The sequence below is a fragment of the Sphingomonas sp. TX0543 genome (assembly GCF_048565505.1).
Classification (GTDB): Bacteria; Pseudomonadota; Alphaproteobacteria; order Sphingomonadales; family Sphingomonadaceae; genus Sphingomonas.
Genome location: NZ_JBLZUS010000005.1, coordinates 175893 through 200573, shown reverse-complemented (window position 1 = coordinate 200573; position 24681 = coordinate 175893). Strand labels below are relative to the sequence as shown.

The 24681-nt window shown below is 65.1% G+C and carries 31 protein-coding genes and 1 pseudogene; 4 read left to right on the top strand and 28 right to left on the bottom strand.

The features are described from left to right. Together ACM61V_RS22520 and ACM61V_RS22515 are read left to right on the top strand one after the other, a co-directional pair. Window positions 1-195 (top strand): hypothetical protein (locus ACM61V_RS22520; RefSeq protein WP_419714767.1); only part of this gene is annotated, 195 nt, incomplete at its 5' end. Between the two features lie 194 nt (window positions 196-389). Further along, on the top strand, window positions 390-833 hold the full coding sequence (locus tag ACM61V_RS22515) for a hypothetical protein (RefSeq protein WP_419714766.1): 444 nt from the start codon (window positions 390-392) through the stop codon (window positions 831-833). A gap of 166 nt (window positions 834-999) precedes the next feature. Here ACM61V_RS22515 and ACM61V_RS22510 read toward each other — a convergent pair. After that, a pseudogene (locus ACM61V_RS22510) lies at window positions 1000-1471 on the bottom strand (DUF736 domain-containing protein). Window positions 1472-1676: 205 nt separating this feature from the next. Next, a complete protein-coding gene (locus ACM61V_RS22505) occupies window positions 1677-2009 on the bottom strand; it encodes a hypothetical protein (RefSeq protein WP_419714765.1) in 333 nt (110 codons plus the stop codon). Here ACM61V_RS22505 and ACM61V_RS22500 point away from each other — a divergent pair. Next, window positions 1993-2343 (top strand): hypothetical protein, encoded by a 351-nt coding sequence (locus ACM61V_RS22500; protein WP_419714764.1) that lies wholly within the window; start codon window positions 1993-1995, stop codon window positions 2341-2343. The genes ACM61V_RS22505 and ACM61V_RS22500 overlap by 17 nt on opposite strands. Here the strand turns inward: ACM61V_RS22500 and ACM61V_RS22495 are convergent. From ACM61V_RS22495 to ACM61V_RS22460, 8 genes are all read right to left on the bottom strand, one after another. After that, window positions 2315-2641 carry a hypothetical protein gene (locus tag ACM61V_RS22495; RefSeq protein ID WP_419714763.1) on the bottom strand — a complete coding sequence of 109 codons (327 nt, stop codon included), beginning with the start codon at window positions 2639-2641 and terminating at the stop codon, window positions 2315-2317. The two genes, ACM61V_RS22500 and ACM61V_RS22495, sit on opposite strands and share 29 nt — an antisense overlap. 64 nt (window positions 2642-2705) lie before the next feature. After that, window positions 2706-2834, bottom strand: a complete 129-nt coding sequence (locus ACM61V_RS22490; RefSeq protein ID WP_419714762.1) for a hypothetical protein — start codon at window positions 2832-2834, stop codon at window positions 2706-2708. A gap of 22 nt (window positions 2835-2856) precedes the next feature. Continuing rightward, window positions 2857-3114, bottom strand: a complete 258-nt coding sequence (locus tag ACM61V_RS22485; RefSeq protein WP_419714761.1) for a hypothetical protein — start codon at window positions 3112-3114, stop codon at window positions 2857-2859. 142 nt (window positions 3115-3256) lie between these two features. After that, window positions 3257-3736, bottom strand: a complete 480-nt coding sequence (locus tag ACM61V_RS22480; protein WP_419714760.1) for a hypothetical protein — start codon at window positions 3734-3736, stop codon at window positions 3257-3259. Window positions 3737-3985: 249 nt separating this feature from the next. Next, window positions 3986-4891: a reverse transcriptase domain-containing protein gene (locus ACM61V_RS22475; RefSeq protein ID WP_419714759.1), complete on the bottom strand. Its 906-nt coding sequence runs from the start codon at window positions 4889-4891 to the stop codon at window positions 3986-3988. An 890-nt stretch (window positions 4892-5781) separates the two neighbouring features. Beyond that, window positions 5782-5976 (bottom strand): hypothetical protein, encoded by a 195-nt coding sequence (locus ACM61V_RS22470; protein ID WP_010409103.1) that lies wholly within the window; start codon window positions 5974-5976, stop codon window positions 5782-5784. Continuing rightward, on the bottom strand, window positions 5973-6326 hold the full coding sequence (locus tag ACM61V_RS22465) for a hypothetical protein (protein WP_419714588.1): 354 nt from the start codon (window positions 6324-6326) through the stop codon (window positions 5973-5975). The genes ACM61V_RS22470 and ACM61V_RS22465 overlap by 4 nt, the downstream gene beginning before the upstream one ends. A gap of 193 nt (window positions 6327-6519) precedes the next feature. Continuing rightward, on the bottom strand, window positions 6520-6849 hold the full coding sequence (locus ACM61V_RS22460; RefSeq protein WP_021235316.1) for a hypothetical protein: 330 nt from the start codon (window positions 6847-6849) through the stop codon (window positions 6520-6522). Between the two features lie 255 nt (window positions 6850-7104). Between ACM61V_RS22460 and ACM61V_RS22455 the strand changes: the two genes are divergently transcribed. After that, a complete protein-coding gene (locus ACM61V_RS22455) occupies window positions 7105-7575 on the top strand; it encodes a hypothetical protein (protein ID WP_126849361.1) in 471 nt (156 codons plus the stop codon). Window positions 7576-7898: 323 nt separating this feature from the next. Here ACM61V_RS22455 and ACM61V_RS22450 read toward each other — a convergent pair whose 3' ends face one another. The 18 genes from ACM61V_RS22450 to ACM61V_RS22365 form a co-directional block, all read right to left on the bottom strand. Then, window positions 7899-10061 (bottom strand): hypothetical protein, encoded by a 2163-nt coding sequence (locus tag ACM61V_RS22450; protein ID WP_021235314.1) that lies wholly within the window; start codon window positions 10059-10061, stop codon window positions 7899-7901. Next, window positions 10058-11845: a hypothetical protein gene (locus ACM61V_RS22445; RefSeq protein ID WP_031342828.1), complete on the bottom strand. Its 1788-nt coding sequence runs from the start codon at window positions 11843-11845 to the stop codon at window positions 10058-10060. Before ACM61V_RS22445 ends, ACM61V_RS22450 begins: the two co-directional genes overlap by 4 nt. Then, window positions 11842-13191 (bottom strand): tyrosine-type recombinase/integrase, encoded by a 1350-nt coding sequence (locus tag ACM61V_RS22440; RefSeq protein WP_021235312.1) that lies wholly within the window; start codon window positions 13189-13191, stop codon window positions 11842-11844. The genes ACM61V_RS22445 and ACM61V_RS22440 overlap by 4 nt, the downstream gene beginning before the upstream one ends. A 125-nt stretch (window positions 13192-13316) precedes the next feature. After that, entirely contained in the window at window positions 13317-13604 is a 288-nt protein-coding gene (locus tag ACM61V_RS22435; RefSeq protein ID WP_419714758.1) for a hypothetical protein, read from the bottom strand. A gap of 22 nt (window positions 13605-13626) precedes the next feature. Beyond that, the gene (locus ACM61V_RS22430) at window positions 13627-14748 is read right to left on the bottom strand and encodes a phosphoadenosine phosphosulfate reductase family protein (RefSeq protein ID WP_419714757.1); all 1122 of its coding nucleotides are present in this window, start codon (window positions 14746-14748) and stop codon (window positions 13627-13629) included. Window positions 14749-14754: 6 nt separating this feature from the next. Further along, on the bottom strand, window positions 14755-15471 hold the full coding sequence (locus tag ACM61V_RS22425; RefSeq protein ID WP_419714756.1) for a hypothetical protein: 717 nt from the start codon (window positions 15469-15471) through the stop codon (window positions 14755-14757). Between the two features lie 44 nt (window positions 15472-15515). Continuing rightward, window positions 15516-16025, bottom strand: coding sequence for a hypothetical protein (locus ACM61V_RS22420; RefSeq protein WP_010409093.1), 510 nt, complete (start codon window positions 16023-16025; stop codon window positions 15516-15518). Between the two features lie 64 nt (window positions 16026-16089). Beyond that, entirely contained in the window at window positions 16090-16404 is a 315-nt protein-coding gene (locus tag ACM61V_RS22415; RefSeq protein ID WP_010409090.1) for a hypothetical protein, read from the bottom strand. A gap of 16 nt (window positions 16405-16420) precedes the next feature. Beyond that, the gene (locus ACM61V_RS22410) at window positions 16421-16714 is read right to left on the bottom strand and encodes a hypothetical protein (protein WP_010409087.1); all 294 of its coding nucleotides are present in this window, start codon (window positions 16712-16714) and stop codon (window positions 16421-16423) included. Window positions 16715-16791: 77 nt separating this feature from the next. Next, window positions 16792-17655: a hypothetical protein gene (locus ACM61V_RS22405; RefSeq protein WP_419714755.1), complete on the bottom strand. Its 864-nt coding sequence runs from the start codon at window positions 17653-17655 to the stop codon at window positions 16792-16794. Beyond that, window positions 17610-18614 carry a DUF7221 family queuine tRNA-ribosyltransferase-like protein gene (locus ACM61V_RS22400; RefSeq protein ID WP_024310660.1) on the bottom strand — a complete coding sequence of 335 codons (1005 nt, stop codon included), beginning with the start codon at window positions 18612-18614 and terminating at the stop codon, window positions 17610-17612. Before ACM61V_RS22400 ends, ACM61V_RS22405 begins: the two co-directional genes overlap by 46 nt. 50 nt (window positions 18615-18664) lie before the next feature. Next, a complete protein-coding gene (locus ACM61V_RS22395; protein ID WP_024310659.1) occupies window positions 18665-19024 on the bottom strand; it encodes a DUF3768 domain-containing protein in 360 nt (119 codons plus the stop codon). Window positions 19025-19067: 43 nt separating this feature from the next. Beyond that, window positions 19068-20033: a hypothetical protein gene (locus ACM61V_RS22390; RefSeq protein ID WP_126014907.1), complete on the bottom strand. Its 966-nt coding sequence runs from the start codon at window positions 20031-20033 to the stop codon at window positions 19068-19070. After that, a complete protein-coding gene (locus tag ACM61V_RS22385; protein WP_024310657.1) occupies window positions 20030-20224 on the bottom strand; it encodes a hypothetical protein in 195 nt (64 codons plus the stop codon). The genes ACM61V_RS22390 and ACM61V_RS22385 overlap by 4 nt, the downstream gene beginning before the upstream one ends. A 1-nt stretch (window position 20225) precedes the next feature. Continuing rightward, window positions 20226-21923 (bottom strand): ATP-binding protein, encoded by a 1698-nt coding sequence (locus tag ACM61V_RS22380; RefSeq protein ID WP_419714754.1) that lies wholly within the window; start codon window positions 21921-21923, stop codon window positions 20226-20228. 93 nt (window positions 21924-22016) lie between these two features. Then, window positions 22017-22202, bottom strand: a complete 186-nt coding sequence (locus ACM61V_RS22375) for a hypothetical protein (RefSeq protein WP_024310655.1) — start codon at window positions 22200-22202, stop codon at window positions 22017-22019. Beyond that, a complete protein-coding gene (locus ACM61V_RS22370) occupies window positions 22199-23473 on the bottom strand; it encodes a hypothetical protein (RefSeq protein WP_024310654.1) in 1275 nt (424 codons plus the stop codon). Before ACM61V_RS22370 ends, ACM61V_RS22375 begins: the two co-directional genes overlap by 4 nt. Beyond that, on the bottom strand, window positions 23470-24675 hold the full coding sequence (locus ACM61V_RS22365) for a helicase HerA domain-containing protein (protein WP_010408937.1): 1206 nt from the start codon (window positions 24673-24675) through the stop codon (window positions 23470-23472). The genes ACM61V_RS22370 and ACM61V_RS22365 overlap by 4 nt, the downstream gene beginning before the upstream one ends. Window positions 24676-24681: the final 6 nt, after the last annotated feature.

Sequence of the window (24681 nt, the reverse complement as noted above, 5' to 3'; positions counted from 1 at the left end):
GCCCGCGTCGTTCTGCTTGATCTGACCGATGTTCATGACGTGTCTCCTGATGTCGTGCTGGACCCCATGTCCTCGACACCGATCTTCAATCCTCCTCCCCTCCCCGGCCCTTCGGCCGGGCAGGGCGCGATCAGCGCCTCACCGACCGCGTTCTTCACGCGGACGGTGGTGCGTGCGGGACGCGGATCGGGCTAGGTCAGGAGGATGTGCCGATGGCGCTGTTAGCTATCGGTCTCAGGCTTTCCCGGGACGATGGAGAGCGCAGGCGGTTTGAAGCCACCCAACCGGAAGTGCTCACCGATCGCGGCGAGGTCACCTAGAGCATTGTATTCCTGAAGCGTCAGCACGACGCTTTCGTTGTCGTCGGCCGAGAATATCGCGCGCGGACCATGACCTGGCCAGAGACCCGAACCTCGGGCGAGAACGACCCGGGCGAGCCTCCCGACCACGTCCTGAACGGAAGGTCGTTGGTGCAGCAAGTCCTCGATATCCTCGATATTGCCGTTCTGGACCTCGTGAGCATGGAGGCGCAGGGGTTCGCCGGATGTAACGAATTCGAGCGGATTCTGCCATTCGGTCGAGAGGCCGTAGAAATCGGCGAGTTTGTACAGTTCGGGCAGTCGATCGGCGGAAGTTTCCCGATCGTAATGGAGACGGAGACGCGGTTGCCGGCCATGTCGGGACCTCGTGATGAAGTGGACGTGCCGGTCCCGCGAGCGGTGTCATCACCATTCGCCCGGCTATCCATTCATCACCCCCTTCCCTTGAGCGTGGCCCAGGTTCGAACTGCGATATCCTGTGCTTATACGGCGATAAAGCGAAGGAATAGCTAAATTATCGATCCGATACGGTGTTTGGAATTGGGACTGGAGCCCATGAAGCAAAAAAAGGGCGACGCCGTGCCGGCGTTGCCCCGAGTTCGGCGTGCGGGAGCGGAAGGAGGGGGCGCGCCCGTGCGCCATGCGGTGCCGTGAGGGAGTGCACGGCACCGGGGGTGGATCAGGCGTCCTCGGCGACGCGCTGGCGGCGACCGCGGCCCTTGCCGACCGGCTCCTGGACCGGGGCGGTGGTTTCGCCCAGGCCGTTGTCGGTGGTGCCCACATCGTGATCGGGGCCGTTGCCGACCGGGCCGCCATCGGCGCCGAACGGCGGCGACAGATCGTCATCCGCCTTGACGCCGAGCGCGGCACCGACATCGCGGCGCTTCTGGGCGCGCTGCCACACGACGTTGTACGAGCCGTCGTCCTGGCGGAAGGCCGAGACCTGCAGCGGCGCGGCGAGCGACGGATCGTCGATGCGGCCGTTCAGGAACGCCTCGCCGGTGTTGTTGAGTTCGAAGAACACCGACCTGCACCCACGTCCGGCCCGGGGTGAGCGCGTGGATCTCGTAGCGCGGCGCGCGCGGGTTGGACGACTGGACCGGCTTGAGCGCGATCGTCATCGCGACGGCGAGGGTGGAAATGCGGCCCATGAAAATGCCCGCGTCGTTCTGCTTGATCTGACCGATGTTCATGACGTGTCTCCTGTGATGTCGTGCTGGACCCATGTGCTCGACACCGATCTCGAATCCTCCTCCCTCCCCGGCCCTTCGGCCGGGCAGGGCGCGATGAGCGCCCCTCACCGACCGCGTCTTCACGCGGACGGTGGATCGTGCGGCAGGCGGACGATGTCGGTGCTCAGTGGGCGAGCTGGTCGGTGAGCGCGGTGCCGATATCGGCGTGCGCCGCGGCGAGCGCGCCGATCGCGCGGCTGACGACGTCGGTCGCCTCGTCGCTCGGATCGATGCACCAGCATTTGCCGGCGTGGCGGATGTCGATCAGCCGGTCGGACTTGTTGTCGATCCCGAACGTGTAGCCTTGACGCTGGTCGAAGCCGGCGACGGTGACGTCGGTCGTTTTGGCCTTGATCGTGACGACGGGCGCGACCGCGGGGGTCAGCAGCACGGTATCGCGCGGCGTTTGCGCCTGTGGGACCAGCGCGGGTGCGGGCGGCTTGCCGAGCGTCGGCATCTTCGGGATCGGCGAGGCCGTTCACCGCGTCCTGCGCCATGTCGGCCGCCATTGCGGTCGCCATGAAGATGGCGGTGCGCGCGAGATCCTGGGCGATGGCCTCGCGGTGCGGCTCGGTCAGCGTGGGGAGGAGGTGGCAGAGTTTGGTGTCGAGCGCGAAGGCGACGGGCTCGGCGTTGGGATCGATGCACATGATCGTGACCTTACGGCAAAATGCCCGGACCCCATGTCCAGGATGCCATCCGGTCCCTCTCTCCTTCCGGCGCAGCCGGTGCCGGCATCGTCGCGAGGCGATGCCGTGCCGTTCAGCGAGGCGGTCGCGGATGTCGCATGAGGCGCTTCCGGGCGGCCGACGAGATGATCGATCGAGCGTTGCAGGAAGAAGGCGTGCGCGCTGTCGATTCGAGTGTCCCCAACCGGCGTTCAAGCGCCTTGATACGGTGGTGGATCGCATCGATCGTCAGCATGATATCGTCGAACGAGAGCGCGACGACGGTCTGCGGATAGGGATAGGGCAGCGCCGGCGCGACGAAGGCGAGGAAATGGGGCTGCACGGGCAAATGGTGCAGGAGGGCGGTCGCGACCGCGCGGCGGATCTGGGAGGCGCCGTGGACGAGTTCTGCTAGCAGCACGTCCATCGCCATCGGGCGGACGATGCGCAGTGCGCGGGGTCGAGGGTGACGGCGATCGGATCGGTCAAGGTGCGAGACCGATGACGCCCTCCGACAGGATGGCGAGAACGTCGCCTTCCTCGATGCAGGCACCGTCATCGAGACAGGCGTCATGCGCGGCTTCGCTGGTGTCGAAATAATGGACGCGATACATGGGCTGGTCCTTTTCTGCTGGGTCAGGAATCTCCCGGGCGACGTGCGGGAAACCGCGTGGGCGGGAGGCCGGAGAAGCTGAAGGCGCGGAAGCGTCCGCCGGTGTAGGCAGCCGAATGACCCGGCCGGCGATGCCGCTGCAGGCGCTCGAGCAGCCGGTTGGCGCGGCGCATCGCCGCGACCGCGGCCTCGTCGTGGTAATGGAGGGCGATCACGCGGACGAAGGTGCCGGTGTCGTACGTCAGGGTAGGAGGGGTGACGCCTGCGAGAGGACATCCCACCTCCCCCCCTCCGAACCGGACGTGCAACTTTCATTGCATCCGGCTCTCCGCTTCGCGTGTCACGGAACGCATGTCCGGCAGCTTCCCCGCATGAAGGAGTTGGTGACAGGACACACAGAGTGCCCGCACCTTCCGGTTCCGCTCAGGAGCAAGCCGCCGATGCACGGGACCGTGGCTCGTTCGTCGAGGGATCACTGGTGAGGATGAAAACGGTGCCTCCGTGCTTCCGCATGTTGAGCAGGCGTCCGCAAGCGCCGCGGTCCGCCAGGTTGGTCCTGGCGAACCGCAGCGCCTCGGTGTCGCGGTACGTGGTCGATCGACGCCCAGATGACGGGTTGCCTTTCGACTTCAGCCAAGCGCCAGACCGGCACCCTCCTCTCATCCTTTCCAACGCCAAAGCGCGCTGCATATCGACCCGGAGCCACCCTGAAGCGCCGAAGAGCAGCGACAAGGCTGATCCGGTGCTTGTCTCCGAGGGTCTTGAACAGACTACCTCGCCAGAGGTGCCGTCCAGCTTGCTGAGCGCGCGCTTCACGTCCACCGCCAACGCATAATAGTTAGCGAAGCCGCGAAGTTCGGCATTGTAGACCTTGACGATTTCCGCGTCGTCCATGTCGAGCAATCAACGCTCCGTGCATGACTTAGATCATACTGACCGTAGTCGTGCCGCAGGCTAAACGCTTGCACCTTGTCGCGAGGAACGAGCAGTTGGATATGATCCGTGACCGTCCGGTTCGTTGCGACGATACCGGGTTTGACTCGTTGTTTGACGAGCCGTTAAATGCCGTTCTGGTGCGCACGTCATAGCCAAGGAACCGTGCTCCCTTCTTGGCGTCGCGTATCCCGCTCTTGTGCGGCGAGGTGCGGAGCATCAGGTTCGCGGCAGTACTCGACCTCGGTCTTGATTTTCTCGGCCTCGGCCCGGCTGCCGATAACCCCGAAGAGGAAATCGTCGGCATACCGGACATAGCGCAGACGCTTGAAGTCTGGATCGAATGGGTCCGTCGCGGGTAGCTTCGCGCATGGCCGCTGTGGTTTCCCTGATGCGATCCAACCATGGCTGGATTTCGTCATCCCGCCCGGCAGCACGCAGTGAGTTGACGCGCTTCCGGGCATATTCGGAACGGCGTTGTAGATGCCTGTAATCGGCGGACTTACGCCGTTGAGCACCTTTATCGAAGCCCGCAATCAGGCCGGCGACGAAGCCGTCCAGTTCATGCAGATAGACATTGGCGAGCAGGGGCGAAACGATGCCCCCTTGCGGCGTCCCACTATAGGTTTCATGGAAACGCAGCTGCTCAAGATACCCTGCTTTCAGCATCTTCCCGATCAGCGCGATAAAGCGCCGATCATCGATCCGCTGCTCCAGCAGGCTCAACAACTTCTCGTGGGAGATGTTGTCGAAGTATCCTTCAATGTCGATTTCGACGAGCCACTTCACGCCGCGCCACGTCTTGCGGACGTGATCCAGCGCCGTGTGACAGGACCGTCCCCGCCGAAACCCATGCGACCGATCCGAGAAGATCGGCTCATAGACTTCATTGAGGATCATCCGCACGACTTCCTGAACCAGTCGGTCGGTCGCCGTAGGGATGCCAAGCGGTCGCGTTTTGCCGTTGGCCTTTGGGATGTAGACTCGCCTGACCGGCTGGGGGCAATATTTGCCCTCTGCAAGTTGGGAGATCACGGTGTCGATCTGACTTTCGTCGAGATCGGTCACCGCAACCCCGTCGATGCCCGGGGTCTCGGCCCCGCGGTTCTGTTGGATGCGTGCCAACGCCGTGCCCCACAACGAGCGGACAGAAGCAATCGAAAAGCACCGTTTATACGCTTGCCGGTCAGGGCAATCGTTCCAAGTGATTCCAGCCTTTTCAGGGCAGCATCGGGTTGCATCAGCATACCTCCGCCAAGAAGCGTGACTGGATCAAGCTGCCGCACTTCCCCCGGTTGGTTGCGCTTTCGGACGGGTCGCCCCGCCCTTATACGGCCTACCGTCCCCCGCCGAAGCGGAAGCTGTCCCGGACATTACTCCGGGCGTTTGAGTAATATTGCGGCTCCGTCGCCATACAGGTCGACAAGTCGACCAGCTACAGGCGATCCCGTAGTTACGCGTGAAAGGATATACATGAACGGTCTTAGGCAGCCTTTCATCTCTAGTCCTCCGAGGGAGGTCACGCCGACAAGGTTGGCCGGGCATGCCGCTGGTATGGACATGCCCGCTTCTCGAGCCCGAGATGGTACGTGGGGCTCGACACGTCGGTGCGAGGTCTCAGTCGCTTTCCTCGCCGCCAAGGGTTAGGCCGCGAGAGATTGGGCTTCACGCAGTGTAGCGTTCACCATAACCGTCTTGCCTTGACCCGCCGCTTCGCATGCGACTGTCCACTTTGGGCCTTTTCCGAGCATGCTATGGTCCCGTTCCCCTTTCGGAGTTTCAGCCCGAAGGCACCGGTAAGCTCGGCAGACAGATGTCATTGCCAACAAACATCACGTCATCAGACGCACTCCTTTCTCGCGCCGCAACGGCGCACACCATCCCCCTTCCTCGGGGCCGCCCCAGGCACGGTCGATTTCGTAGAAGGCGAGGATGCTGCGCATGGGGTCAGCTCCGGTTGTCACCGGGTCGGATGATCCTCCCGGTTCATAACAGCCGGTCCCCCTTCCCCTTCCTCAGACGTCCGGTGCTTCGTCGGGACGCTGGTGGCGCAGCGCACGCGCGAGCGCCCGCTTGCGGGCGGTCGCCGCGGCGCGCGACGGATAGGCGCCCGAGAGGCGAGAGGGGTGTGACAAGCTGTTGTCGAACACGACCCAGCCCGTTGCGGTATGGGCGACGTGCATCCCGTCGCTGCGCGAGGGGGTGGTCATGACGGGCGCGCCCGCCTGATCGCGGCCTCGGCGATGAGCTGGCCGGCAAGCGTGTTGCGATGCGACGCGATCCGGCTGTCGGGCGCAGCCACGACTTCGGCCGCGCGTGTCAGCAGCGCAGCGAGGTCAATGTCCGACATCGGCGCCGGGTTGGTCGCGGATCGCGCGGGTTCTTCCCCGGCCTTGTCGAGCATCAGCACGAGGATCGAGGGCTTGATCTCTTCGTCGAGCGGTCGACTGTCGGCGACGAACTTGCCGCCACGCGTGATCGCGAACGCGTTGAAGGTGGGTGATACCCCGTTATCGGCGTTGGGGATCGTGGTGCCGCGATCATATATCCTGACAGTCAAGCCAACTTGGGCGCTTGGCACAGTGGCAAAGCGCTACTGCACTTTGTCACTGTGCCAAGCGCAACCGCCGAAGGCGGAGTTCATCGTGCTCGGCGTGTCATTTGCTCATGCCTACCGGCACTCGTCTGAGCCCTTCAACAGATGGCAAGATTTGGCGTTTCGAATTGAGCCATATTACGGCCGTGTTGGGTGGTCAGTTGCCATTCCTCTGCGCGAGGCATGACCTTTGGGCATTTGCATCCTGCTTCATCGCAACGGCGTGGAGTCCAACTGCGAGCAGAGGTATAGCAAGGCCGACCATAAACTTCCGGGTGGAGGGCGCGAGTTTCAATCTCTCCATCAGAACCGCGCCTGCGAACAGAGCTATCACCGCCCCGATCCGCGTGATTGTGTAGAATACGCTTTCCGGCCTGCATGGCATCGCGGTATTGAAAAAAATGAGAGCGACCGCGATCAAGCCCGCCAGAAAAAAGCCGAGGCTCAAGATTGTGGCGGCGGCAGGAACGAATACGCGCTCGATCATTGCATTCACATACCGTGATTTGGAATGCCCGCAACGGGGCGCGAGCCGCCAGACCGCTTTTCTTGCCGCGCTGCGGTAAGCCGCCCTTCCGCTGACCGATGCCCATGGCCGCGCCGGGAAAGGCCGAAAGGGGTGGTGAGCGGACCGTGAGCTTAGGGTCGCTGGATAAGGGTCGCAATCCAGAATTACCGATGATATTTGACGAGAGGGGTTGGCCAATCGTGACGGCCAAATAGCTGAAAAATCGGGGGCATCATGCGATATTTGATAGCGGCTGCAGTGATGGGTTTAATTACTGTTCCGTCCACCTTGCCAGCGCAAGATATTCGCCAAGTGAAGTATCAACGATGGGGTATGTTTGGTGGATATAAAGACAAATTGATAGGTCAAAATTCATGGAAAGTAATAGCCGGTGTCAACGGAAGGGCTCCGGAAGGCAGCGCTTTTAATATTGCACTCTATCGGGCAGCAGAACTCAGCAAGGTGGCAGGGTTCAAGTATTTCCAGATCATTAATCAGAAAGGTAAGCAGTCATATGTAAGCCTTGGCGGAGCGTCTTCCAAACATAGCGCTGGAGGGGATGCAGAACTGCAGATTATAGCGGTTAACGAACCTTCTGCCCCCGAAAACTGTCTGGCCGAGAGACGGGAACTTTGTATGACGCTTGAGGTAGACGCTACCATGCAGCGAGTGAGCCCATTTCTGAAGTTCCCTCGCCTCAAATGATGTGATGCGGCACTGATCTGAGCCGCCTTGCTTAATGTCCGCAACGGGGCGCTTGCAGACCGGTAGAAAAACTTCGTTGTCGGCGATGCGCCACATCGAAGGCAACGTGCAGTAATCTGTCAACATTCGCCAGTAAACCACCATTTCGAGATCGGCCAGCCATTCTTATTTCGGTCATTTTCTCGCTGACTTTCAGAACCCCCGGGGTCGGCTGAAGGGTACTCTTTCGGCACGGGCGCGGGGATGGCGGTAAATGAGAAACCGGGAACAGGATGAGTCGGGAAGGCGTAGTTTTGGTGAAGAGGTTAGCGATGCTGCCGGGCCTACGGCTCGCGAGGATCGATCCCGGCAATTACCGCATTCAGACGGTCAAGTTCGTTCCGGAGGGCCTGACGCTGGAGATCGGATATGCGTCGCTCGCGTAAGTGCGACTTGGCATCGACAGCCGCGCGTTCCCATGCCGGCCTATGGCGCGCGGTGATGCAGGCATTGGGGCAGCGGGTCGGCTCGCATAGCGCGGTAAGCGGCTGCGAGGGATCGCGGGTCGTCACGCGCTTAAGACAGAGCGCCGTCGCAGGATCGAAGAAGCAATCGGCGAGCTGCCCAACATGGAGGGTACGCGCGACGCTGGCGAGCATCACACGTAACCTTGCTCGGTCGGCGATCATGGCAGGCAAAGGACCGAGTGCGTCCGCGGCCTCGTCGAGAGTCCGCGCGATGCGCGGTCCTGCCGGACCGCCAAGCGATGCGCCGCCTCGCCGTCGGTCGAAATAATCCAACAGGTCATCAAGCTGCCCAAGCTGGCGCTCTGCCTCGACTTCGGCGCGAAACCCGGATCTGCTGGTTCCGGAATAGCCATCGAAAGCGGCAACCGAGGCGTGTTTATACTGGATCATGCCGGCGATGGTGCCGAAAGGACGGTTAGCGATATGCCACGCGATGGTGCGACGAAACTGGCGCGGTGTGATGTGCCATGGCTTGCCATCGGGTCCGGCCGGGACGATCGGCATGTCGGCGCTGCCGAAGGCGGTGGTGACGTGATCGCGAAACGCGTTGAGATGGCGTATCACATCAACTGACAGATGCGTCCTGCCGGAACTGGAGCGTAATGCTGGCCAAAGCGTATCGCTGCCACCGGAGCGTGTCGACCTTGCCGACGCCAGGCGTTCGAGCACCGCTATGGCGTCTGCTACCGGCTCTATCGTTACCCAGCTTGCCGCCTCACCTGTGGTTGCGCGACGCTTATAGATGGTCGATCGAATACGGAATCGCTCGAGCAGGCCGTCCTCGCTGCGCTCAATCGAGAGGCAACCGAGCCGCATCGCCTGGACCTCGGAGTCGCGCATGCCGGTGAGATAGGCGCACACTATATAGGCAGCGACCTGAAGCATCTGCTCTTCACGTGCGAGAGTCTTCACGTCGAAGCGCGCGCACCAGGGCTGACCACTGTCGGGATCAATTGAGATCGGCGTGTCCATTCCGCCTGTTTCGACACCGAGGTTGGCGACGGCAGCCGCGATAATGGCGCGCGAACGCCTGTCGATTCGGAAGCTCATGGCCGGCTCCGCCGCAGCATCGACACAGGCGTGAAGCTCGAGAAGATGGTAGTTAATCGTCGGCGTTGCTTTCTGCGCGCCGACGTTGCTGTTCTTTGCGGCCCAGATTTGCATACCCCAAATCGGCACGCCACGGCCTTGCCGCGCTCGGCGGGCGAGATGGCGCTCGAGGCGAGCATGTTGTCGCCGTCGCCGCTCCGAGTTCGGCAGTCGACGCTCGATGGCGAGCAGCCGGGTGCGGCGCGCCTCGAGACGATCGAGCGCCTCTCGAGCCGCCAGGATGTCGTAGGCGAAGATGCTGACGTAGCGCAATGACCAGGCGAGCAGCGCGGCGATAACATTCTCGGGAAATCGCGGCGTGCGGTTCTCAACGACGTACCGGTGGCCTGCGACGCGAGCGGGTGCCTGTCCGGCCCAAGGTTCGAAAGCGAGACCACCGTTGGGCAAGTGGTCGCGATAGTGATAGAGATGGGAGACTGATTGCAGGTGTTGGCCGACTACTTCGGGTAGGAGGGCGAGATCGTCACGAAGATGACGGGCGTAAGCATCGACTAACGCCGGATCGATGCGTGCAAGATCAAGCCGTTTGAGCTTCAGGCGAACGAAGGCGAAGAAACGGCGTGCGCGGTCGAACGCGTGACGGATACACGTTGGCGGCAACTTTGGGGCGTAGCCGGGAAGATCGACGTTGAGGCGCGCATAGAGATAGGCGCGCATGGCGGCCTGCATATCGGCATGTTCGAGCAAGTCGAAATGCACCATCATCTGGGTGCGCTGGGTGTTCTCACGAAAGATAGCGGGACCGAGATCCCAGCTTGGATCGCCGACGCGCGATAGCTCCTCGCGGGTATAGCCCGGCTTCAGCGGCGCGCTCGCCAGCACTGGGCGATCGTCGAATGCCAGCGCGCGGACATGAGCGGGCGCGGTCATCCTTGTGCCTCCGGCGGCAAATAGAGCCGCTCGTTCTTCATCTGCTGGCGTGCATCGGTGATTACGATATCGGAGAAGGCCGGCAGGATCTGGCGGGTAATGCGGGCATGGACATGACCGAACTTGACCGCCCAGTCGCTCGCCAGCAGGCCCCGTCGCTGCTCTTCGACGAACGCGAGGAAGGCGAGAATGGCGGGAAGCTTGCGCGCGGTGATGACGGCGTTGGGACAATCGAGGCAACCCCAGAAGGGCTGCACGCACGGCGATCCGGCTTCGGTGAAGGGGCTACTATAGAAGCCTGCGCAAGCTGCGAGCCAGACATCCTGCTCGCCGTCGAGTAACGAACCCACTGTACCCGCCGGCGTCAGCGGCAAGGCCTGTGCGGGCGCTTCGCGCAGCGCCTGTTCGGCTGAAGGCGCAAGGACGATCGGCATCGCCGTAGCCAGCGCTTCGCGGAACGCATCAGCGACGGTCGCCTCATGCAGGGGCCGGAGCGATGGGAGATCGGCATAGTGCCGCGCGGCGACCTCACGGGAGTGTCCGACAGCGAAGCGAGCCATGTGGCCTTCAGTTTTGGTGTACCACAGCGCCTTGTGGGTCTTGCGGAGCCGGGAAAGCAATAGGTGGAGCGGTTTGCCGTCGTCATCGACAATATTGTGCCGCGCGGCCCAGGCCGTGACGCGCATGTTCCCAAGAGAGATACCTGTCCGAAGGCCTCCCTTTTGATGATAGGTCCAGAGACAATCGCCGGGCAGGTGCTTACGAGCGGCGGAGGTGATGTCGATCAGGCGGCGGATCAGCCCGCCGGGCGTTCCGCTACCGCCGTCGCGGACGCGCATACTCTTGTGCGCAGCGCCGCCCGCGCGGCGCTTCAGGTAGCGCAGTTCCACAGTGCCGGCACGTGCATTGGCGAGACAGTCCACGGTCAGCGCCGTTAGGCACTCGGGCTCTAAACCGGTGTCGAGCGTGAGCATGACGAGCAAAGACGGTAGATCGGAGCCAAGTAAATGATGCCGGCCATGAATGTAAGCGCTGAACCCGTCGGATGGCAAACCGTGTCGTCTGTGCAAGGCATATAGGTTTACCATGTCGCGCTGGTCGGTCAGGATAGAGCCATCGCGAGCGATGATCGCTTCAACGTTGGCTCGCGCACTCACGATTGCTGGCTTGTCGTCGTCGGTGCGATCCTCAACGCGGAGACGACGAAACATTGCTTCGACGTCAATCCGGGCTGCGTCGCGCAGTGCTCGCGCTACGAATGGGCTGTACGCATCGCGCGGGGTCGAACAGCCGACCGAGGTGGCCAGAATATAGCGTAGCCGCTTTTGCAGATCGGGCGCGATCCAGTCGCGCCCGTCGGCTTCGATTACGCGTAGCGTGTTGACGATCATGCTGACCGTTCCGTGACAAGTTCCCGCGCGTATCCCGCTCCGTTCGAGCGCTTCCGCGAAGCCATCGATGTGGATCGCACGCAGATCACCGGGACCGACCACCTCGGGAGCTTGGTCACCCAGCCAGGCGAAAAACCGCCGATAGCCATACCCATACTGTCTGACAGTCGTGGCGGCTCCCAAGGGGCCGCCGAGCGCGGCCAATCGTCGCAGTGCGCCGGCAAAGGCGATCGCTAGCGGGCGAGGATTGAACCTTGTCATATCGACCAGGACCGTGCCGCCATATCGCGCCTCGATGGTGAACTTAAGGCCGAGTACCGGATCGGGCTTCTGTGGCTCCGGCGTGATCGACGCGAAGATCACAGGACGGCCCTTTCGGGGACGCCCGCTCATGCGCCCTGCTGTCCCGGCAGCAGCGCGAGCAACTCCTCGACGGCAGCATCCACCGTATCGGCGCGGGTCGCTATATGGTCGAGGTAGATATAGGTGGTGGTGAGGCTCGCGTGGCCGAGCAGGCGTTGTACCTGTTGCAGCGGATCGCCCAAAATCAGCCGATAGCTCTCCATTGGTCCCGCTGGCAATGCCGCTTCGCGCAGCCGCTGCTGGATCAGCAATGCGAGCATATGGACGGCGAAGGCGTGGCGAAGCTGGTGCGGACTGATCGACAGCGGGAAGCCATTCTCCGCGCACCGCTTGCAGGCGCGGGTGAAAATCACCTCCCACGAGTTAGGGCGGACAGGCTGCCCGACCTCGGTCAGCCATAGCGCCGCTGGCTCGCAGGGCGTTCCATCCTCGTCGCACAGGATTAGGCGGCATCGTTCCTCCGGTGTGCAGACATCGCGCATGCGGTCGAGACCGGCGCGGGTGACAGGGATCGGTCGGGCGAACTTGGTGACACCGTCGCGCGCGGCGAACTTGGCCAATCCCGAGGCACGCTCGATGGCGACATAGGCTGCGATCTGACGCAGCAGCCGGCGCGGAACCAGAACGCTGCGTCCTCGGTCGCCCTTGGTGAGCGGCGGCGGGAGAGGCAGCCAGAGCTGCTGGGCCCGGTTGCCGTCGCGGTCGATCGAAGGAAGCTCGGCAGCGAGCAGGCACGACGCCTCTTCGAGGCGCAGGCCGGTGGTGACGAGAAGATCAGCAAACAGCGCGTTGCGCAGCCCGTTACGATCGCGAGCACCGGGGCGCTCCGTGCCGTCAGAGGTAAGGCCGCGCAGGCCGATCTCGCGGAAGACGCGGTAGTCTTCCATCGTGACGAACCGCACGTCCGATCGCTTGGCAACACGTTCATAGGCGTCGTTGCGCGCCGCGATCATGCCGCGCCGGCCTCCCTGGGCCGGTCGCCACACGGCGCGCCGGCTGAACGGCACCTCGGCGATCAGACCATGTTCCTCGCCCCAGCGGTAAAGGCGATCGAGGCTAGCCACAGCCCGGTTCCAACTTGCCGCCATGATCCGGTGATCAGCCTCATCGAGTCGTCGCTCACGATGATAGGCGGATACATCATCGCGGGTTGCTTCCCACACCGTCTTCCCACAGGCATCGAGAAAGCGAAGCCAGACCGCGACATCATAAGCATAGGCGCGAAGCGAATGACGCGAACGGACCCCCGACAGCGGTAGGTCGAGAAAGAAGCGATCCAGATCGCGATCATAGAGCGCGTCACCACACAGGATCAGTGGCACATGCGCGTCGAGACCCTTGGCCGCGCGGCGCTCGCAAACAATGATGGTCGACACCGGCGCGAAACCCTCCCCCCGGACCCCCCACCCGGAAGCTGACCTTCACACCGATGCACCCGATGGCCCGGCAGTAATAAGGCTGGCCTTCGCCAGCTCTTGGGTCAGCGCTACGGCCAGCCTGATTACTGCCTACCGTGGGCGTCCATCACCGACCCTACTACAAATTTGCGGTCGGCGCAGACTGTCCAGATAAGGTCGTGGAACTGGATGTCGATGAAGCGGGGCGGGCCACCATAAGTGGATTCGAGAAAGCAGAAGGTGACGCGGCGACCCTCGCTGGTCTTCGCCGTGATCGTGAACGCGCCGTCGGGCACGTCGATTGGTTTGTGCGGCACGTCGTTGTAGCCGGCGAAGCCCGCGGCGATCGCGTCGGCGCGCGTCATGACGGGGAGATCGGTGATATCGGGCATGATGAAAGCTCCTTGCTCTGGATCAGGCGGCACGCTTCAGCGCGATCAGGTCGGAAAAGCGGTCTCGCACCGCGCCGGCATTGGGATAGAGATCGGCGAGACCGTGCCGCGAGAGGATCGGTGCGCGGGACGCGGCGATGATGCCGGCCTCCTCGATGGTGGGAATGCGCGGCGGCCAGCCTTTGACGTAGCGCAGGTCGGGCGGCATCGCGGCTTCGAGCCGTCGCCGCTCGGCGGCATCGGCCTTGGCGAGGGAAATCCGGTTCCTCAAATTACCCGGTATGTGACGCGGTGCGACGTCGGCGAGCCAGCGTGCGGGCTGGAACGAGAAGGTTGAGGTCGCCTCGAGGCCGACCAGGTGGAGCAGCGCGGGACGGTTCGCCGGTGCCGAAGCCGATGCCTGGGCGTCGCCGAGCGATTGAAGGACGCAAAAGCGGCACGACAGTCGTGACGACTGGTAACAGGTGTAGGCGACGTGCAGCGGGATGCCGAGCGTATCGTGCGCGGCGAAGACCTGTGGTGTCGTCCAGTGCGCGATCGGGTTCCACAGCATCATCGCGGTGCCGTGCGGATTGCCGGCAGCGGCGTAGCGCGCGTCTGCTTTCCATTCGGGTGTGCGTGACCGAGCGATGCTCTCGTCGCGGCGCAGTCCCAGCACGTTGATGATAGTCTGGCCGCGCAGCAGTCTGGCGAGGTGCGGCCCGATGACATGGGCCTTCATCTCTGAGGTGCAGAAGCGCAGCGCCGAGGATGACCAGGGACCGATCAGATTATAGGTTTCGAGTGCCTCGTAGCGCGCCTTGCCGTTGGCAAAGCGCGTGGCCCAGCGGTCGAACAGGTCGCCGGCGTTGCGCCGGACGATCGTCAGCGGGACGCCGGCGTGGGCCGCGAGATCCTCGACCGTCGCGGGCGTTTCGTCCCATTCGGCACGGCCGAGGTCGGCGTGAATGGCGATACGCCGCTCGCGCGGATGGCCGAGCGCATCGAGGATCAGGTTGACCGCGAACATCGCGGCCGAGCTGTCCTTGCCGCCCGAGAGGTTGAAGACGATCCATGCGTCGCGTTCGACCGCGTCGAGGATGGCGGGCGGCAGGGCGAGGGCCGGAAGGCCGGCGACCAGGCCGCGTCCGATGTCGATGAACATGGCCGTTCAGGCCGCGAGCGGCGCTGGCAGCGCCAGCCACTCGGGTTCGTCGTTGGCGATGACCGGATCGTGTGCGCGGGCCTCGGCTTTCGAGAACACGGTCGCGCTGGCGAGTGCCCCGAAGCCGTCGTCGTTGTTCCAGAAGACGGCGTGGCCGTCCTGGTCGCGCGAGGCGAGCACGAAACCGAAGCGACCCTCGTGACCATGGGTGTCGGGATCGGCTGCGGCGCTGCGCGCGGCGCGATCGAGGATGTCCTGGGTGCTGTGGAACGTCAGCCCCGCGTCGGTAATGATGACGCAGCCGCCTCCGAACTCGCCGGGGCGCAGCCGGTCGCAGTCGGAGATCCATGCGAACCCGCAGGGGAGCGCGGACTTGCAAGCGCGGAAGATGAGCTGGGCGACCTGTTCGACGCCGAATTGATCGCCGCTGAAGAATACGCGCGCGTTCCCGTCTTCGCCTTTCCAGTCGATGTCGATCGCGCAGTCGAGATAAGGGAAATGCCAATCGTCGAATATCTCGAGGAAGCTTTCGAACTTCATCGGCCCCTTCGCCGGGAACACGGCGTGAAACGCGGGATCGAGCGCGTCATATTCGTGGGCGAGGTCGGCATCGTCGCCGTTGGTGTCGAGGATATCGACTGCCTGTTCGGCAATGGTCAGCAACGCCGCGTCGGCGTGGCTCATGGTCAGCGTGAACGCGGCCTTGGTGTAGGTGCTCGCCATGGGAATGCTCCGAAATGATGGGAAATCGCTCTGTGCGGTCGCGCTCAGGCGTCCGCGGCCTCGGCGAGACGCGCGTTGGCGGCCGCGGCCTCGGCGGGGTAAGCCTGCGTGAGATTGCCGTGCAGGACCGCGAAATCCGGGATCGGGAAAAGACCGTTCGGCCCGGGCCGGGTAATCAGCAGCGCGCTGATGACGGCATCGGCCGGATCGGCATGGACGATGGTGGGCGTCTCGCCGTTATACTCGACCGGCGCGGTGAAGCCCGCCTCGCGCCAGGTGGCGAGTCCCTCCTCGACGCGTGTCGCATAGTCGGCGACGGCCTCGTCGAGCTCGTTCTCGATATGGAGGACGAGTTCGACATAGCGACCGAAATCGTGTCGGTTGGACAGGCCGGCGAGGCGGCATCCCGGGGGCGGCGGGCCGTAGCGTGCGATCAGCGCGGACTTGTAGACCGCGATTTCGAGGCGGTTGAGGCTGTCGAAGTTGGGCGACTGGCCGAGTTGCGCGCAATCCTCCTCGGCGGGACCGGCACCGAGATCGATAAAATATGGCATGGGGCTCTCCGTCGATCGTCATTGATCGACGCGCCCCATCCCCCTCCCCTTTCTTGTCGGGTACTCAGTCGCCGAAGAAGCGGCGCTTGATGGCGATCTGCGCCTCGCCATCGGACTGGCCGAGGGTCATCAGCCGGTCGGTCTCGAGCGTGATCGCGAGATCGGCGGGAAGATCGGCCCAGCGTGAGGCGATGGTGACCGCGGCGGCCGCTGTGGTCAGCTCGCCGGGGTGCGCGCCATGCCATGCGACGGTTTCGTCCTCACCCGTGAGATGCGGGTGCGGGCGCAGCACCTGGACGAAGAAGGTGCCAAGCGGGCGGTCCCACCCGATGCTGACGCTGGTGCCGGGTTCGATACCGGGAAACTGGTGGCGGCTCATGGCGATCCTTTCAGGGTCAGTGCAGCGAGATCCACTCGCCGTGCCAGGGGCGCGGGTGCGGGTAGAAGCGAAGAACGCCTGGAACATCGGTTTCGCCGCTGGCGAGGCGTTCTTCCAGCCAGAGGATGTAGAGCGCGGCGTCGGCGAGATCGCCGGCGAGCAGATCGTCGAGCATCGCGGCCTCGCGCGCGGTCTGTTCGTCGAGCGCGGACCAGTCCAGCGCATCGAGGAAACGGTCGCGTCGATCGGTGTAGCGCGCGATGCGGGCAGCGTCGGCCTGGACGCTGGCGATGGCGAGATGGATATCCACGGGCGGTGCTCCTTCCGGCATGTCGGTGACATGCCGCCCGCTCCCGCTCCCCTTCCCTCGCGCCGCTGGCGCGGGGATCATGCCGCGAGGATTTCGCGGATCGCGTCGCTCCGGCGCGGATAGGCAAGCCGGGGCAGATCGCGCGCGGTGCGCCGGGCGTCGCGCGTCAGCTCGAAGCAATAGGTGAATAGCGGGCTTTGCCGGTGCGGGCGGAGCAGATTGTCGGCACGGAGCCGCGCGAGCCAGTCGGCGGGGTGTTCGTGCGCCTCCGGCCTCGGCGCACCGAGCCGCACCAGCTGGTCGATCGCCCCGGCATGGCCGGATTCGAGGTTGCGGATCTTCGACAGCGTTCTCTCCGAGATCGTCTCGCCGGCGATGCGCAGCACCGTCCGCGGCCTCGTGCGGCCGCGATAGGCGCCCGACAGCGCGGCATAGACGACGCCGCAATGGCCGAAGGCGGGATCGGAGAAGCTGACGACAGCGTCGATCCGGGGCTTGGCGAGGCGCAGGAGGCGGAAGGCGCGCGACGTGAAGAAGCTTTCGCCGTTCGCGGCGACCGAGGGCAGGCAGATGAGCCGTTGCAGTACGCAGCCCCGAGCGGGATCGGCATAGCCGGTGTGCCGGGTGATGACCGCGCCGGTCGCCGGCACGCCGAACACGATGAGACCGACCAACGCGGATCTGCCCGGGTCGCCCGGACCGAACAGCCCGCAGGCGAGCTGGGCGGCGGGATAGCGCGGGAGGTAATGATGGTCGGCGAGGAATGCGCGGGCAGTATCATGGGCGACGACATCGACGGCGTAGCGGCGCGGGTCGATCACGCTGTCGCCGGCAACGAACAAGCTGCGCCGGTCGCGCCAGCGCTGGGAGCGGTCGGTGAGCAGGGTTACCTCCGTCAGGCCGCGTCGGCGTAGATCTCGGCCGCCCAGGTCTCGATCCATCCGGTGGTGATCTCATCGTGATCGAGATCGCCGCTCTCGATCAGGGCGCGGATCTCGGCGCGAGCCTGCGCGATCGCGCGTTCCCAGGGGTCGGCGGTTGGTGGCGGTGGAGTAGACGCCGCGGCCTCGGGCAGGTGTCGCGGTGTTTCGAGCGTTCGCGCGCATTGCGTGCGATACCAGCGTTCCATGAAGTCGGCGCCGAGCGCGTCGGTCTTGGCGATGCGATGCCTGAGCGCGTGCTGTCGCACGCCTACGCCCCATCCCTGGCTGTCTATCGAGGCGATCCAGCGTGCGAACGGCGTGAGGTACGGCAGGGCATCGCCTTTCACCCCGAAGAGGTGCGCCTTGACGCCGATCGGCAGGATGCGGGTCAGCCGCTCGACGACGGCGATCAGCCCTTCGGGACCGTGGATCGGTCGCCGGCACATGCTGCCGATGCCGACGACGGTGCCGGGCAGGATCAGACCGCCGATCGCGTCGAGTGAACGGACGTAGTCGTCGGGCACGCGGCCCTGCAGCACGGGCATCAGCCGGTCGCGGATGGCCAAGTCGTCGGCGCGGGCAAAGCATTCTCGGTTGGTGGCGGTGGTGCGCGCGATGCGGTCGAGCACTTCCTCGCGGTCGTGGGCAACGCCCTCTTCGCAGCAGTAATCGACCGACGAGATGCGTCGGAACGGCCATGACGCGGCGAGCGCCATGTAATCGGCGATGCTCCAGGGAAGCCCGCCATAGCGGACCATCATGGTGTAACCGGCGGAATCGAGGTCGACGCTGGCGAGCGGTCGCGCGTTGGCGAGCGTTCCGGTGCGCCATCCCGACCACTCGCGCCAGCCATCGGCCTTGCGCCAGCGCGACAGACAATTGGCCGAGATCAGCACCGGTGCTTGCAGCGCGACCGCGCGCTGAAGGATAGGCCCGTTTGCGAGATGCGGCAGGCCGAGGATGATCTCGATCGTCATCGTCTAGCGGCCAGCTAGCTGATAGCTGTCGGCCATTCCGACAATACGCATCACAGATCCTCGCGCAGCATGAGCGTGAGAACACGGCGCGTGATGCTGGCGTCGGCGGGGTCTTCCGATCCCCATTCCAGCGCCACGTCATAATAATCGATACGGAAGTGTATCGTCTCGCCTGACAGCTCGAACTGGCCGCGATCGCGTTCGGGACAGTCGGCGGGGAAAGTGTAGCGGCGCAGCGCCTGCAGGACATGCGCCTGGGCGACGGCTTCCGAGGCGAGCGAGCCGTTCGACAGCGCGCCGAGGCACGCGCGGGTCATGACGATCTTCGCGGTGCGGTCGAACCCCTGGCGGCAACGGTCGTTGAGCCTGGCCACGGCTTCGAGGCGCGTTTCGGTGGCGGTCAAAATCATGTGACGATCCTCCGTTGGGTCGATAGCGATGGTGGCGGGGACTTCAGGCGGCGAGCGCGTCGCTTTGTCCCCGGCCTCGTTCGGGAAAGGCCGCATGGAAGCGGTCGAGCCAGTCGCCCATCGTCGGGCGCTCGCCGAGCGGGATGACCGCCGCGACGTCCTGGAACCGTATGAGGTCGAGTGGCGCATCGCGGATGATGCGGTCGATCTCGTCGGCCGGCAGGAGGTGTTCGTCGCGGATGAAGGCGGTCATCGATCCGGGGCGCGCGCGGGTCGATCTGCGCCACAGGCCCTCGACCGTGTGCAGCCGCGGGGCTGCGCGTGCCTCGACCAGCACGATGAGCCGCAGGCACCATTGCGGGAGGCCGCGGATTTCGTCCGGATGATTGGCGATGCACAGCCAGCACGCCGATTTGGGGGGCACCGGCAGACCCTCGGCCTGGATGCGGGCGACGCAGTCGGGCCGGTCCCATCGCCATTCGCGCAAGGGATATTGGCAGTCGTACAGCGGATCGTCGATCGACAGCGCATGGTTGGCGCGCGCGGTGTCGCGCGGACCGGCGTCATAGCCGATCAGGCGGACGACGCGCTGCCCGCGCGCCCATGCGTCGACCGCTGGTTGCCAGGTCGACAGGAATTTGTCCTGCGGCGCCTTCTTGTATTTGAGGCTGCAACTCGACCCGCCGAGCGACTTGCTCGGCAGCGTGGCGTTGGTCAGGCACATCTCGAGGATGCCGTAATAGGGCGGCCAGTGCTTGAATCGCCTCGGGACATAGCTGACCAGCTCGAACCGGATGCCGCGATCGCGCATCCAGGGCCGGATCACGTCGAGATATTCGTAAGTGGCCGGTTTCTCGACCGAGGTATCGGCGGTCAGCACGAGGTCAGGCGCTTCGCCGCGCGCGTGCTTCTCGATCAGCAGCGCGGTGCTGTCGACGCCGATGCCGTAGGCCAGCACCACTGGTGGCGGCGGCGCCAGCGGCACGACCGGAACTGCCGCGCCGGTCATGGTGCATCCTCCGGTTCGAGATAGGTGTCGTAGGGCGCACCGGCAGACTCGACCCAGCTACCTTCCTCGTCGAGGTTCTCGATCCGTGCGAGCAGCGCCTCCTTCAGCTGGCGCGCGTCGACGTCGTGACCCTTGTCGTCGTTCGAGACGAGGCTGAAGGCGATCGTATAGGCGTGGTTGTAGCGTGCCATGTCACGCGCCCTCCGCTGCGGCCTCGGGCGCGGCAGGCACCGCGCGGGCCGTTATCGTCACGTCGAGCCTGTCGCGATCGATGACGACGGTGACCGTCCGGTCCTCGGGGACGAGGAAATAATGCCCCGCCAGCTTGTCGCGAATGCGGTTCTCAAGCGCGGCATCGTCGCCTTCGAGCAGGCCGATGATTCGTTCGGCGGCATCGGCCTGGAAGCGCTCGAGCTGCGTATCGTAGCTGTCGGCATCGCTGTCGTCGCTGGCATAGAAGATCGCGTTTTCGAGGATGTCGGCGACGCCGAGCGCGGTGATTTCGCTGCCCCGGCGGACGAAGACGGACGTCTCGTCGATCGAGTTGCACGACCATTGGTCGGGTGCGAAGGCGACATTCGCGTCGGTCGATACCTCGATGAATGCGCCGGCGTGGCTCATCGTCGCCTCGAGCGTGATAGCCTCGACCCAACCGTTTTCCGCCTCGGCGGGCGCTTCGCGGCTGTCGGAGACGATGAAGGTGCGGTCGCCCTGGGTGATGCGGAACCGCATATCCTCGACACGGGCGAGGATATCGTACCAGCCATAGCCCTTGAACGCGTCCTGGGCCTCGACCAGCGGACCACCGAACGGATTATGCTTCGCGATCGCCGCCTGCGCGGGTTGGCCGATCAGCGCATCGAAGTCGGGCATCAGCACCATGCCGGTGTCGGTCACGCGTGCGCCGCTCTCGTAGTTGCGTGAGCTGTCGGCCGCATAGGCGGTCCATGCGAACAGATAGGGCTCGGCTTCGGGTAGTGCGATACCGAGCGAGCGCGCCTCGCGCCAGTCATGCGCCGACAGCCGGTGCGTCCCCGCGGCCTCGATCGCGCGGTAGATCGCGAGCCGGACCGCATCGCGCAGGGCGGCGATGCCGGTGTTCTCGACCACTTCCTTGCGCGCCGGGAGGACGAGCTGGATTTGCGGCGCGTCGAAGATGTCGACCCGCGCGATCCAGTGGCCGCCCCGGTCGACTTCCTGAACATACGGCAGGTCGCACGGGATGGTCAGCCCGTGGAAGTTGAGGCGTCCGTCGCGCGAGGAATAATGCGAGGGGTGTTTCTGGAACACGCCGATGCGCACGCCGTACCATTCCTCGACATGGACCGCGTCCTTCAGCCAGTCCTCCTGCGGAAGGACCGCGCCGTTCCAGGTCACGGGAACCGGATAATGTTTGGCGGCGCGGGCCACGTCGCGCTCGAGCGTCTTCAGCCACTCGTCGGGCACGCGCACGGTGATCGCGGTGCCGCGCATGATCGGATCGGGTTCGATCGCGATTGGGCGGCTCGTCTCCCACGCCGAGGCCGGGATATGCGCCATCCAGCCCTGGCGGTCGGGTTTCGAGAAGGAGCGGATGATGACGTCGCGGCCTGCGAGGCTGAACACGCCCATGCCGGCGGGATCTTCGGCGCGGCGCGTCTCGTCGGACCAGCCCGAGCGGCCGAGCGTGACGATGCTCACCGGATCGGCGATGCCGTGGCCGTCATCGGTGATGTGCAGGAAGTGCTCGGCGCCGGCGCCGTTCAGCGCGAGCGCGACGCCGGTCGCACCGGCGCGGCGCGCGTTCTGGAGGAGTTCGCAGATGACGTCGAACGCGGTATTGTTGAACAGGCGCGTGACCTTGGCGATCGTCTCGGGGGCGACCGCGGTCGCGATGGTGGCGGGAATCATGGGAGTGCGCTCCTGGAAAAGGGCTCAGGCGTCCGTCACGCCTTCCCTCCCCGCTCCCTCTCTCCTTCATCGGCGCATCGGGCCGAGCCCTGGTCAGCCTGCCTTGCCGTCGCGGAACGCGCCGACCACGGTGCCCGCGTCCCAGTGACCGCTGAGGATACCGCGACGCGGGACCGAGTTGATCGCATAGCGCCGCGCCGCGAGGAGGCGGGCACGCCGGGTGTCGCGGTCGATCGGCGCGCCGGTTGCGATATCGCGGGCGAGGCGAAGCGGCGTCATGGCTTTTCCTCATCGATTGTGCCGGGGATGGCAACATGGTCGGTGACGCCCGTTCCCGAAGGATCGAGCGCGATAATTTCGGCGAGCGTCCAGGGGGCTGCGCGGCGCGGGCGACGCGAGAAGCGAAGCTCGTGCTTTTCGGCATATTTGTGGACCGCTGGATATTTGCGGCCGATCGCTGCCGCAACATCAGGCAGCGCGACGCCGAAGTCGTGCGCGATGCGCAGCGCCCGGATCTCCTCTTCGGTCCATTTCCGGTGATAGCCGTGGACAAGGCCGAGGATGTTCGCGCGCGTGAACAGCGAAGCCTTGGTGCGACCCATCTTCGTCGCCAGGGCGTCCATCGGCATCGTGCCGTAAAGGTCGCGCAGCCTTTCCAGATCATTGTCGCTCCACACCGGCCCGCCCCGGAACCCGTCGCGGTTGGCATGTGTGCCGCGCAACCCGAGATAGTCGGCGCGCCAGCGGATAGAGCATTTCGTGCGGCCGAGCCTGGTCGTGAGCGGGGTCAGGCTTGCCCCGTCGGCATAGGCGCGGATGAGCAGTGTGTCTTCGTCAGGGGTCCAGTTGCGGCCCCATCCCCGGCCATAGCCGAGCTTGCGCAGGTGCGGCCCGAAGCCAGCCTTGGTCCTGCGCGGAAAGCCCTCTGTGGCGAGAATGTCGATGATCGCGATATAACGAAGCCCCTCCCCGGCCAGCGTCAGCGCCCGCGTCGCCTCGGCCTCGGTCCAGTCAGCGGGCTTGTTGGGATGGCGCAAACCGAGCGCGTTGGCACGGGTCGCGGTGCCGGACAGCGGGCGTCCGATCAGCGTGGCGATCTGTGCGATCGGGATCGCCTGCGCGTAGCCGGCGCGCAGCTGGGCATCCTCCCAGTCGCTCCATTTTGGAGGATTTCCTTCGGTCAGCCCGAGCACGCCCGCGCGGGCATAGACGCTGGTGCAGGCGCGGCCGAGATCTCCAGCGAGATCGGCCGTGGGGCGAAGGCCATATTCGCGGGTGAGCCATGCGTCTTCGTCGGTCGACCACGGACGCGACGAATTGCGGCGCAGGCCCAGTTTGGCGATCTTGTCGCGCACGCCGGCGCGGCCGCGACCGAGCGCGGCGACGATGTCGTCGATCGCGGCGTCGTCGCAGAACATGCGTTCGACCGTGGCGATCTCGTCGGGGGTCCAGGCATCGTGCCGGAACGGCATCTCGCGCAGGCGCCCGCACGGCTCGGGCAGCTTCGGACACGCGACCAGCTCGACGATATCGGGCGCGAGGTCGGTCACAGCGACACCACGGCGACGTCGCTCAGCCGCGCGCGCAGCCGTGCATGCAGGCGGGCGATGCGGTCGTCGCCCTTGGGCATGGTGTCGACCGCGGCGATCGCCGACAGGAGGTTGAGCGCGCGGTCGGTGCGCTCGGCGTCGAGCGACAGGTGCCGTGCGAGGTCGCGCGCGGTGCTGGCGTTGGGGGAGATGCGCTTCAGCGCGTCCATGATCGCGGCCGCGTCGGTCGCAGCGGGATCGAGCAGGAACGCGTCGAGCGCGCGCGTGCCCTTGAGGGCGATGGCGGGGCCGTGGTCCGCGACCTCGGCCAGGCCCGCGAGATCGAGCAGCTTCGCCGCCTCGTCGGCATCGACGGACGCGGCGGCACGCAGTTCCGGGGTCTTGCCGAGATGTTCGGTGATGGTGGGATCGATATGCGCCAGCACCGGGGTTGCCGACAGCGCCGGACCCATCGCGAAGAAATCGCCGGGGGCGAGGTTGCGCAGCAGGTCGGCGTCACGCGCGGGAAAGCCGAGCAGGTCGGCCGCGCGCGCGATGTCGCGGTCGAAGACGTTGAGCCCGACCAGCACGTTCTGCAGCTCGGACACGACCGAGGTGGAGAGCTTCGCGAGGCGCTGGGTGGCGATGACGGGGGCGAGACCGCGCTTGCGGCCGCGCGCGCACAGGTCGGTCAGGGTGGCGACGCCGAGCCGGCGGGCATCGGCATCGAGCGCGGAACCGGCGACATGCGGTGCGAGCAGATGGCCCTCGTCGATGCACACCAGCATGGTATGCGCCCAGTCCTCGCGCGGTGCGCCGACCAGGCCGGCAAAGAACGCGGCTGCCTTGATGATCCGCTGGTCGGGATCGAGGTCGGTGAGGTCGATGTGCATCGACAGCCGATGTCGCCGGCTGCGCGTCGCCGCGGCCGTCAGCCCGTCGGCGGTGAGTTCGACCGCGCGGATCGTGGTCGCGCCGATATGGCGGGCGAGGTTCTCGAATTCCCCCTCGGGGTCGACGATCGCAAGCGTCGTATAGTCGAACGCCTCCTCGATGATCCGGCGCAAGGTCCTGCTCTTGCCCGCCCCGGAGCTGCCCTGGATGAGCAGGCGTCCGGCAAGCAGGCGATCGAGGTCAAGGCTGAGCGTGCCGGTCGAATGATGGCCCAGCGGTACGCGATTGTCCGCGGCCTCGGGCGCGCGGATCGGGGTAACACAGGTCATGGCGCG

Excerpts from the sequence above, each read along its gene's own strand:
- ACM61V_RS22515 (WP_419714766.1), top strand. The coding sequence starts at position 390 with ATGACCTGGCCAGAGACCCGAACCTCGGGCGAGAACGACCCGGGCGAG.
- ACM61V_RS22505 (WP_419714765.1), bottom strand. The coding sequence starts at position 2,009 with ATGCCGACGCTCGGCAAGCCGCCCGCACCCGCGCTGGTCCCACAGGCG.
- ACM61V_RS22490 (WP_419714762.1), bottom strand. The coding sequence starts at position 2,834 with ATGTATCGCGTCCATTATTTCGACACCAGCGAAGCCGCGCATGACGCC.
- ACM61V_RS22470 (WP_010409103.1), bottom strand. The coding sequence starts at position 5,976 with ATGACCACCCCCTCGCGCAGCGACGGGATGCACGTCGCCCATACCGCA.
- ACM61V_RS22460 (WP_021235316.1), bottom strand. The coding sequence starts at position 6,849 with ATGATCGAGCGCGTATTCGTTCCTGCCGCCGCCACAATCTTGAGCCTC.
- ACM61V_RS22455 (WP_126849361.1), top strand. The coding sequence starts at position 7,105 with ATGCGATATTTGATAGCGGCTGCAGTGATGGGTTTAATTACTGTTCCG.
- ACM61V_RS22450 (WP_021235314.1), bottom strand. The coding sequence starts at position 10,061 with ATGACCGCGCCCGCTCATGTCCGCGCGCTGGCATTCGACGATCGCCCA.
- ACM61V_RS22445 (WP_031342828.1), bottom strand. The coding sequence starts at position 11,845 with ATGAGCGGGCGTCCCCGAAAGGGCCGTCCTGTGATCTTCGCGTCGATC.
- ACM61V_RS22435 (WP_419714758.1), bottom strand. The coding sequence starts at position 13,604 with ATGCCCGATATCACCGATCTCCCCGTCATGACGCGCGCCGACGCGATC.
- ACM61V_RS22430 (WP_419714757.1), bottom strand. The coding sequence starts at position 14,748 with ATGTTCATCGACATCGGACGCGGCCTGGTCGCCGGCCTTCCGGCCCTC.
- ACM61V_RS22425 (WP_419714756.1), bottom strand. The coding sequence starts at position 15,471 with ATGGCGAGCACCTACACCAAGGCCGCGTTCACGCTGACCATGAGCCAC.
- ACM61V_RS22420 (WP_010409093.1), bottom strand. The coding sequence starts at position 16,025 with ATGCCATATTTTATCGATCTCGGTGCCGGTCCCGCCGAGGAGGATTGC.
- ACM61V_RS22415 (WP_010409090.1), bottom strand. The coding sequence starts at position 16,404 with ATGAGCCGCCACCAGTTTCCCGGTATCGAACCCGGCACCAGCGTCAGC.
- ACM61V_RS22405 (WP_419714755.1), bottom strand. The coding sequence starts at position 17,655 with ATGGATCGAGACCTGGGCGGCCGAGATCTACGCCGACGCGGCCTGACG.
- ACM61V_RS22400 (WP_024310660.1), bottom strand. The coding sequence starts at position 18,614 with ATGACGATCGAGATCATCCTCGGCCTGCCGCATCTCGCAAACGGGCCT.
- ACM61V_RS22395 (WP_024310659.1), bottom strand. The coding sequence starts at position 19,024 with ATGATTTTGACCGCCACCGAAACGCGCCTCGAAGCCGTGGCCAGGCTC.
- ACM61V_RS22390 (WP_126014907.1), bottom strand. The coding sequence starts at position 20,033 with ATGACCGGCGCGGCAGTTCCGGTCGTGCCGCTGGCGCCGCCGCCACCA.
- ACM61V_RS22385 (WP_024310657.1), bottom strand. The coding sequence starts at position 20,224 with ATGGCACGCTACAACCACGCCTATACGATCGCCTTCAGCCTCGTCTCG.
- ACM61V_RS22380 (WP_419714754.1), bottom strand. The coding sequence starts at position 21,923 with ATGATTCCCGCCACCATCGCGACCGCGGTCGCCCCCGAGACGATCGCC.
- ACM61V_RS22375 (WP_024310655.1), bottom strand. The coding sequence starts at position 22,202 with ATGACGCCGCTTCGCCTCGCCCGCGATATCGCAACCGGCGCGCCGATC.
- ACM61V_RS22365 (WP_010408937.1), bottom strand. The coding sequence starts at position 24,675 with ATGACCTGTGTTACCCCGATCCGCGCGCCCGAGGCCGCGGACAATCGC.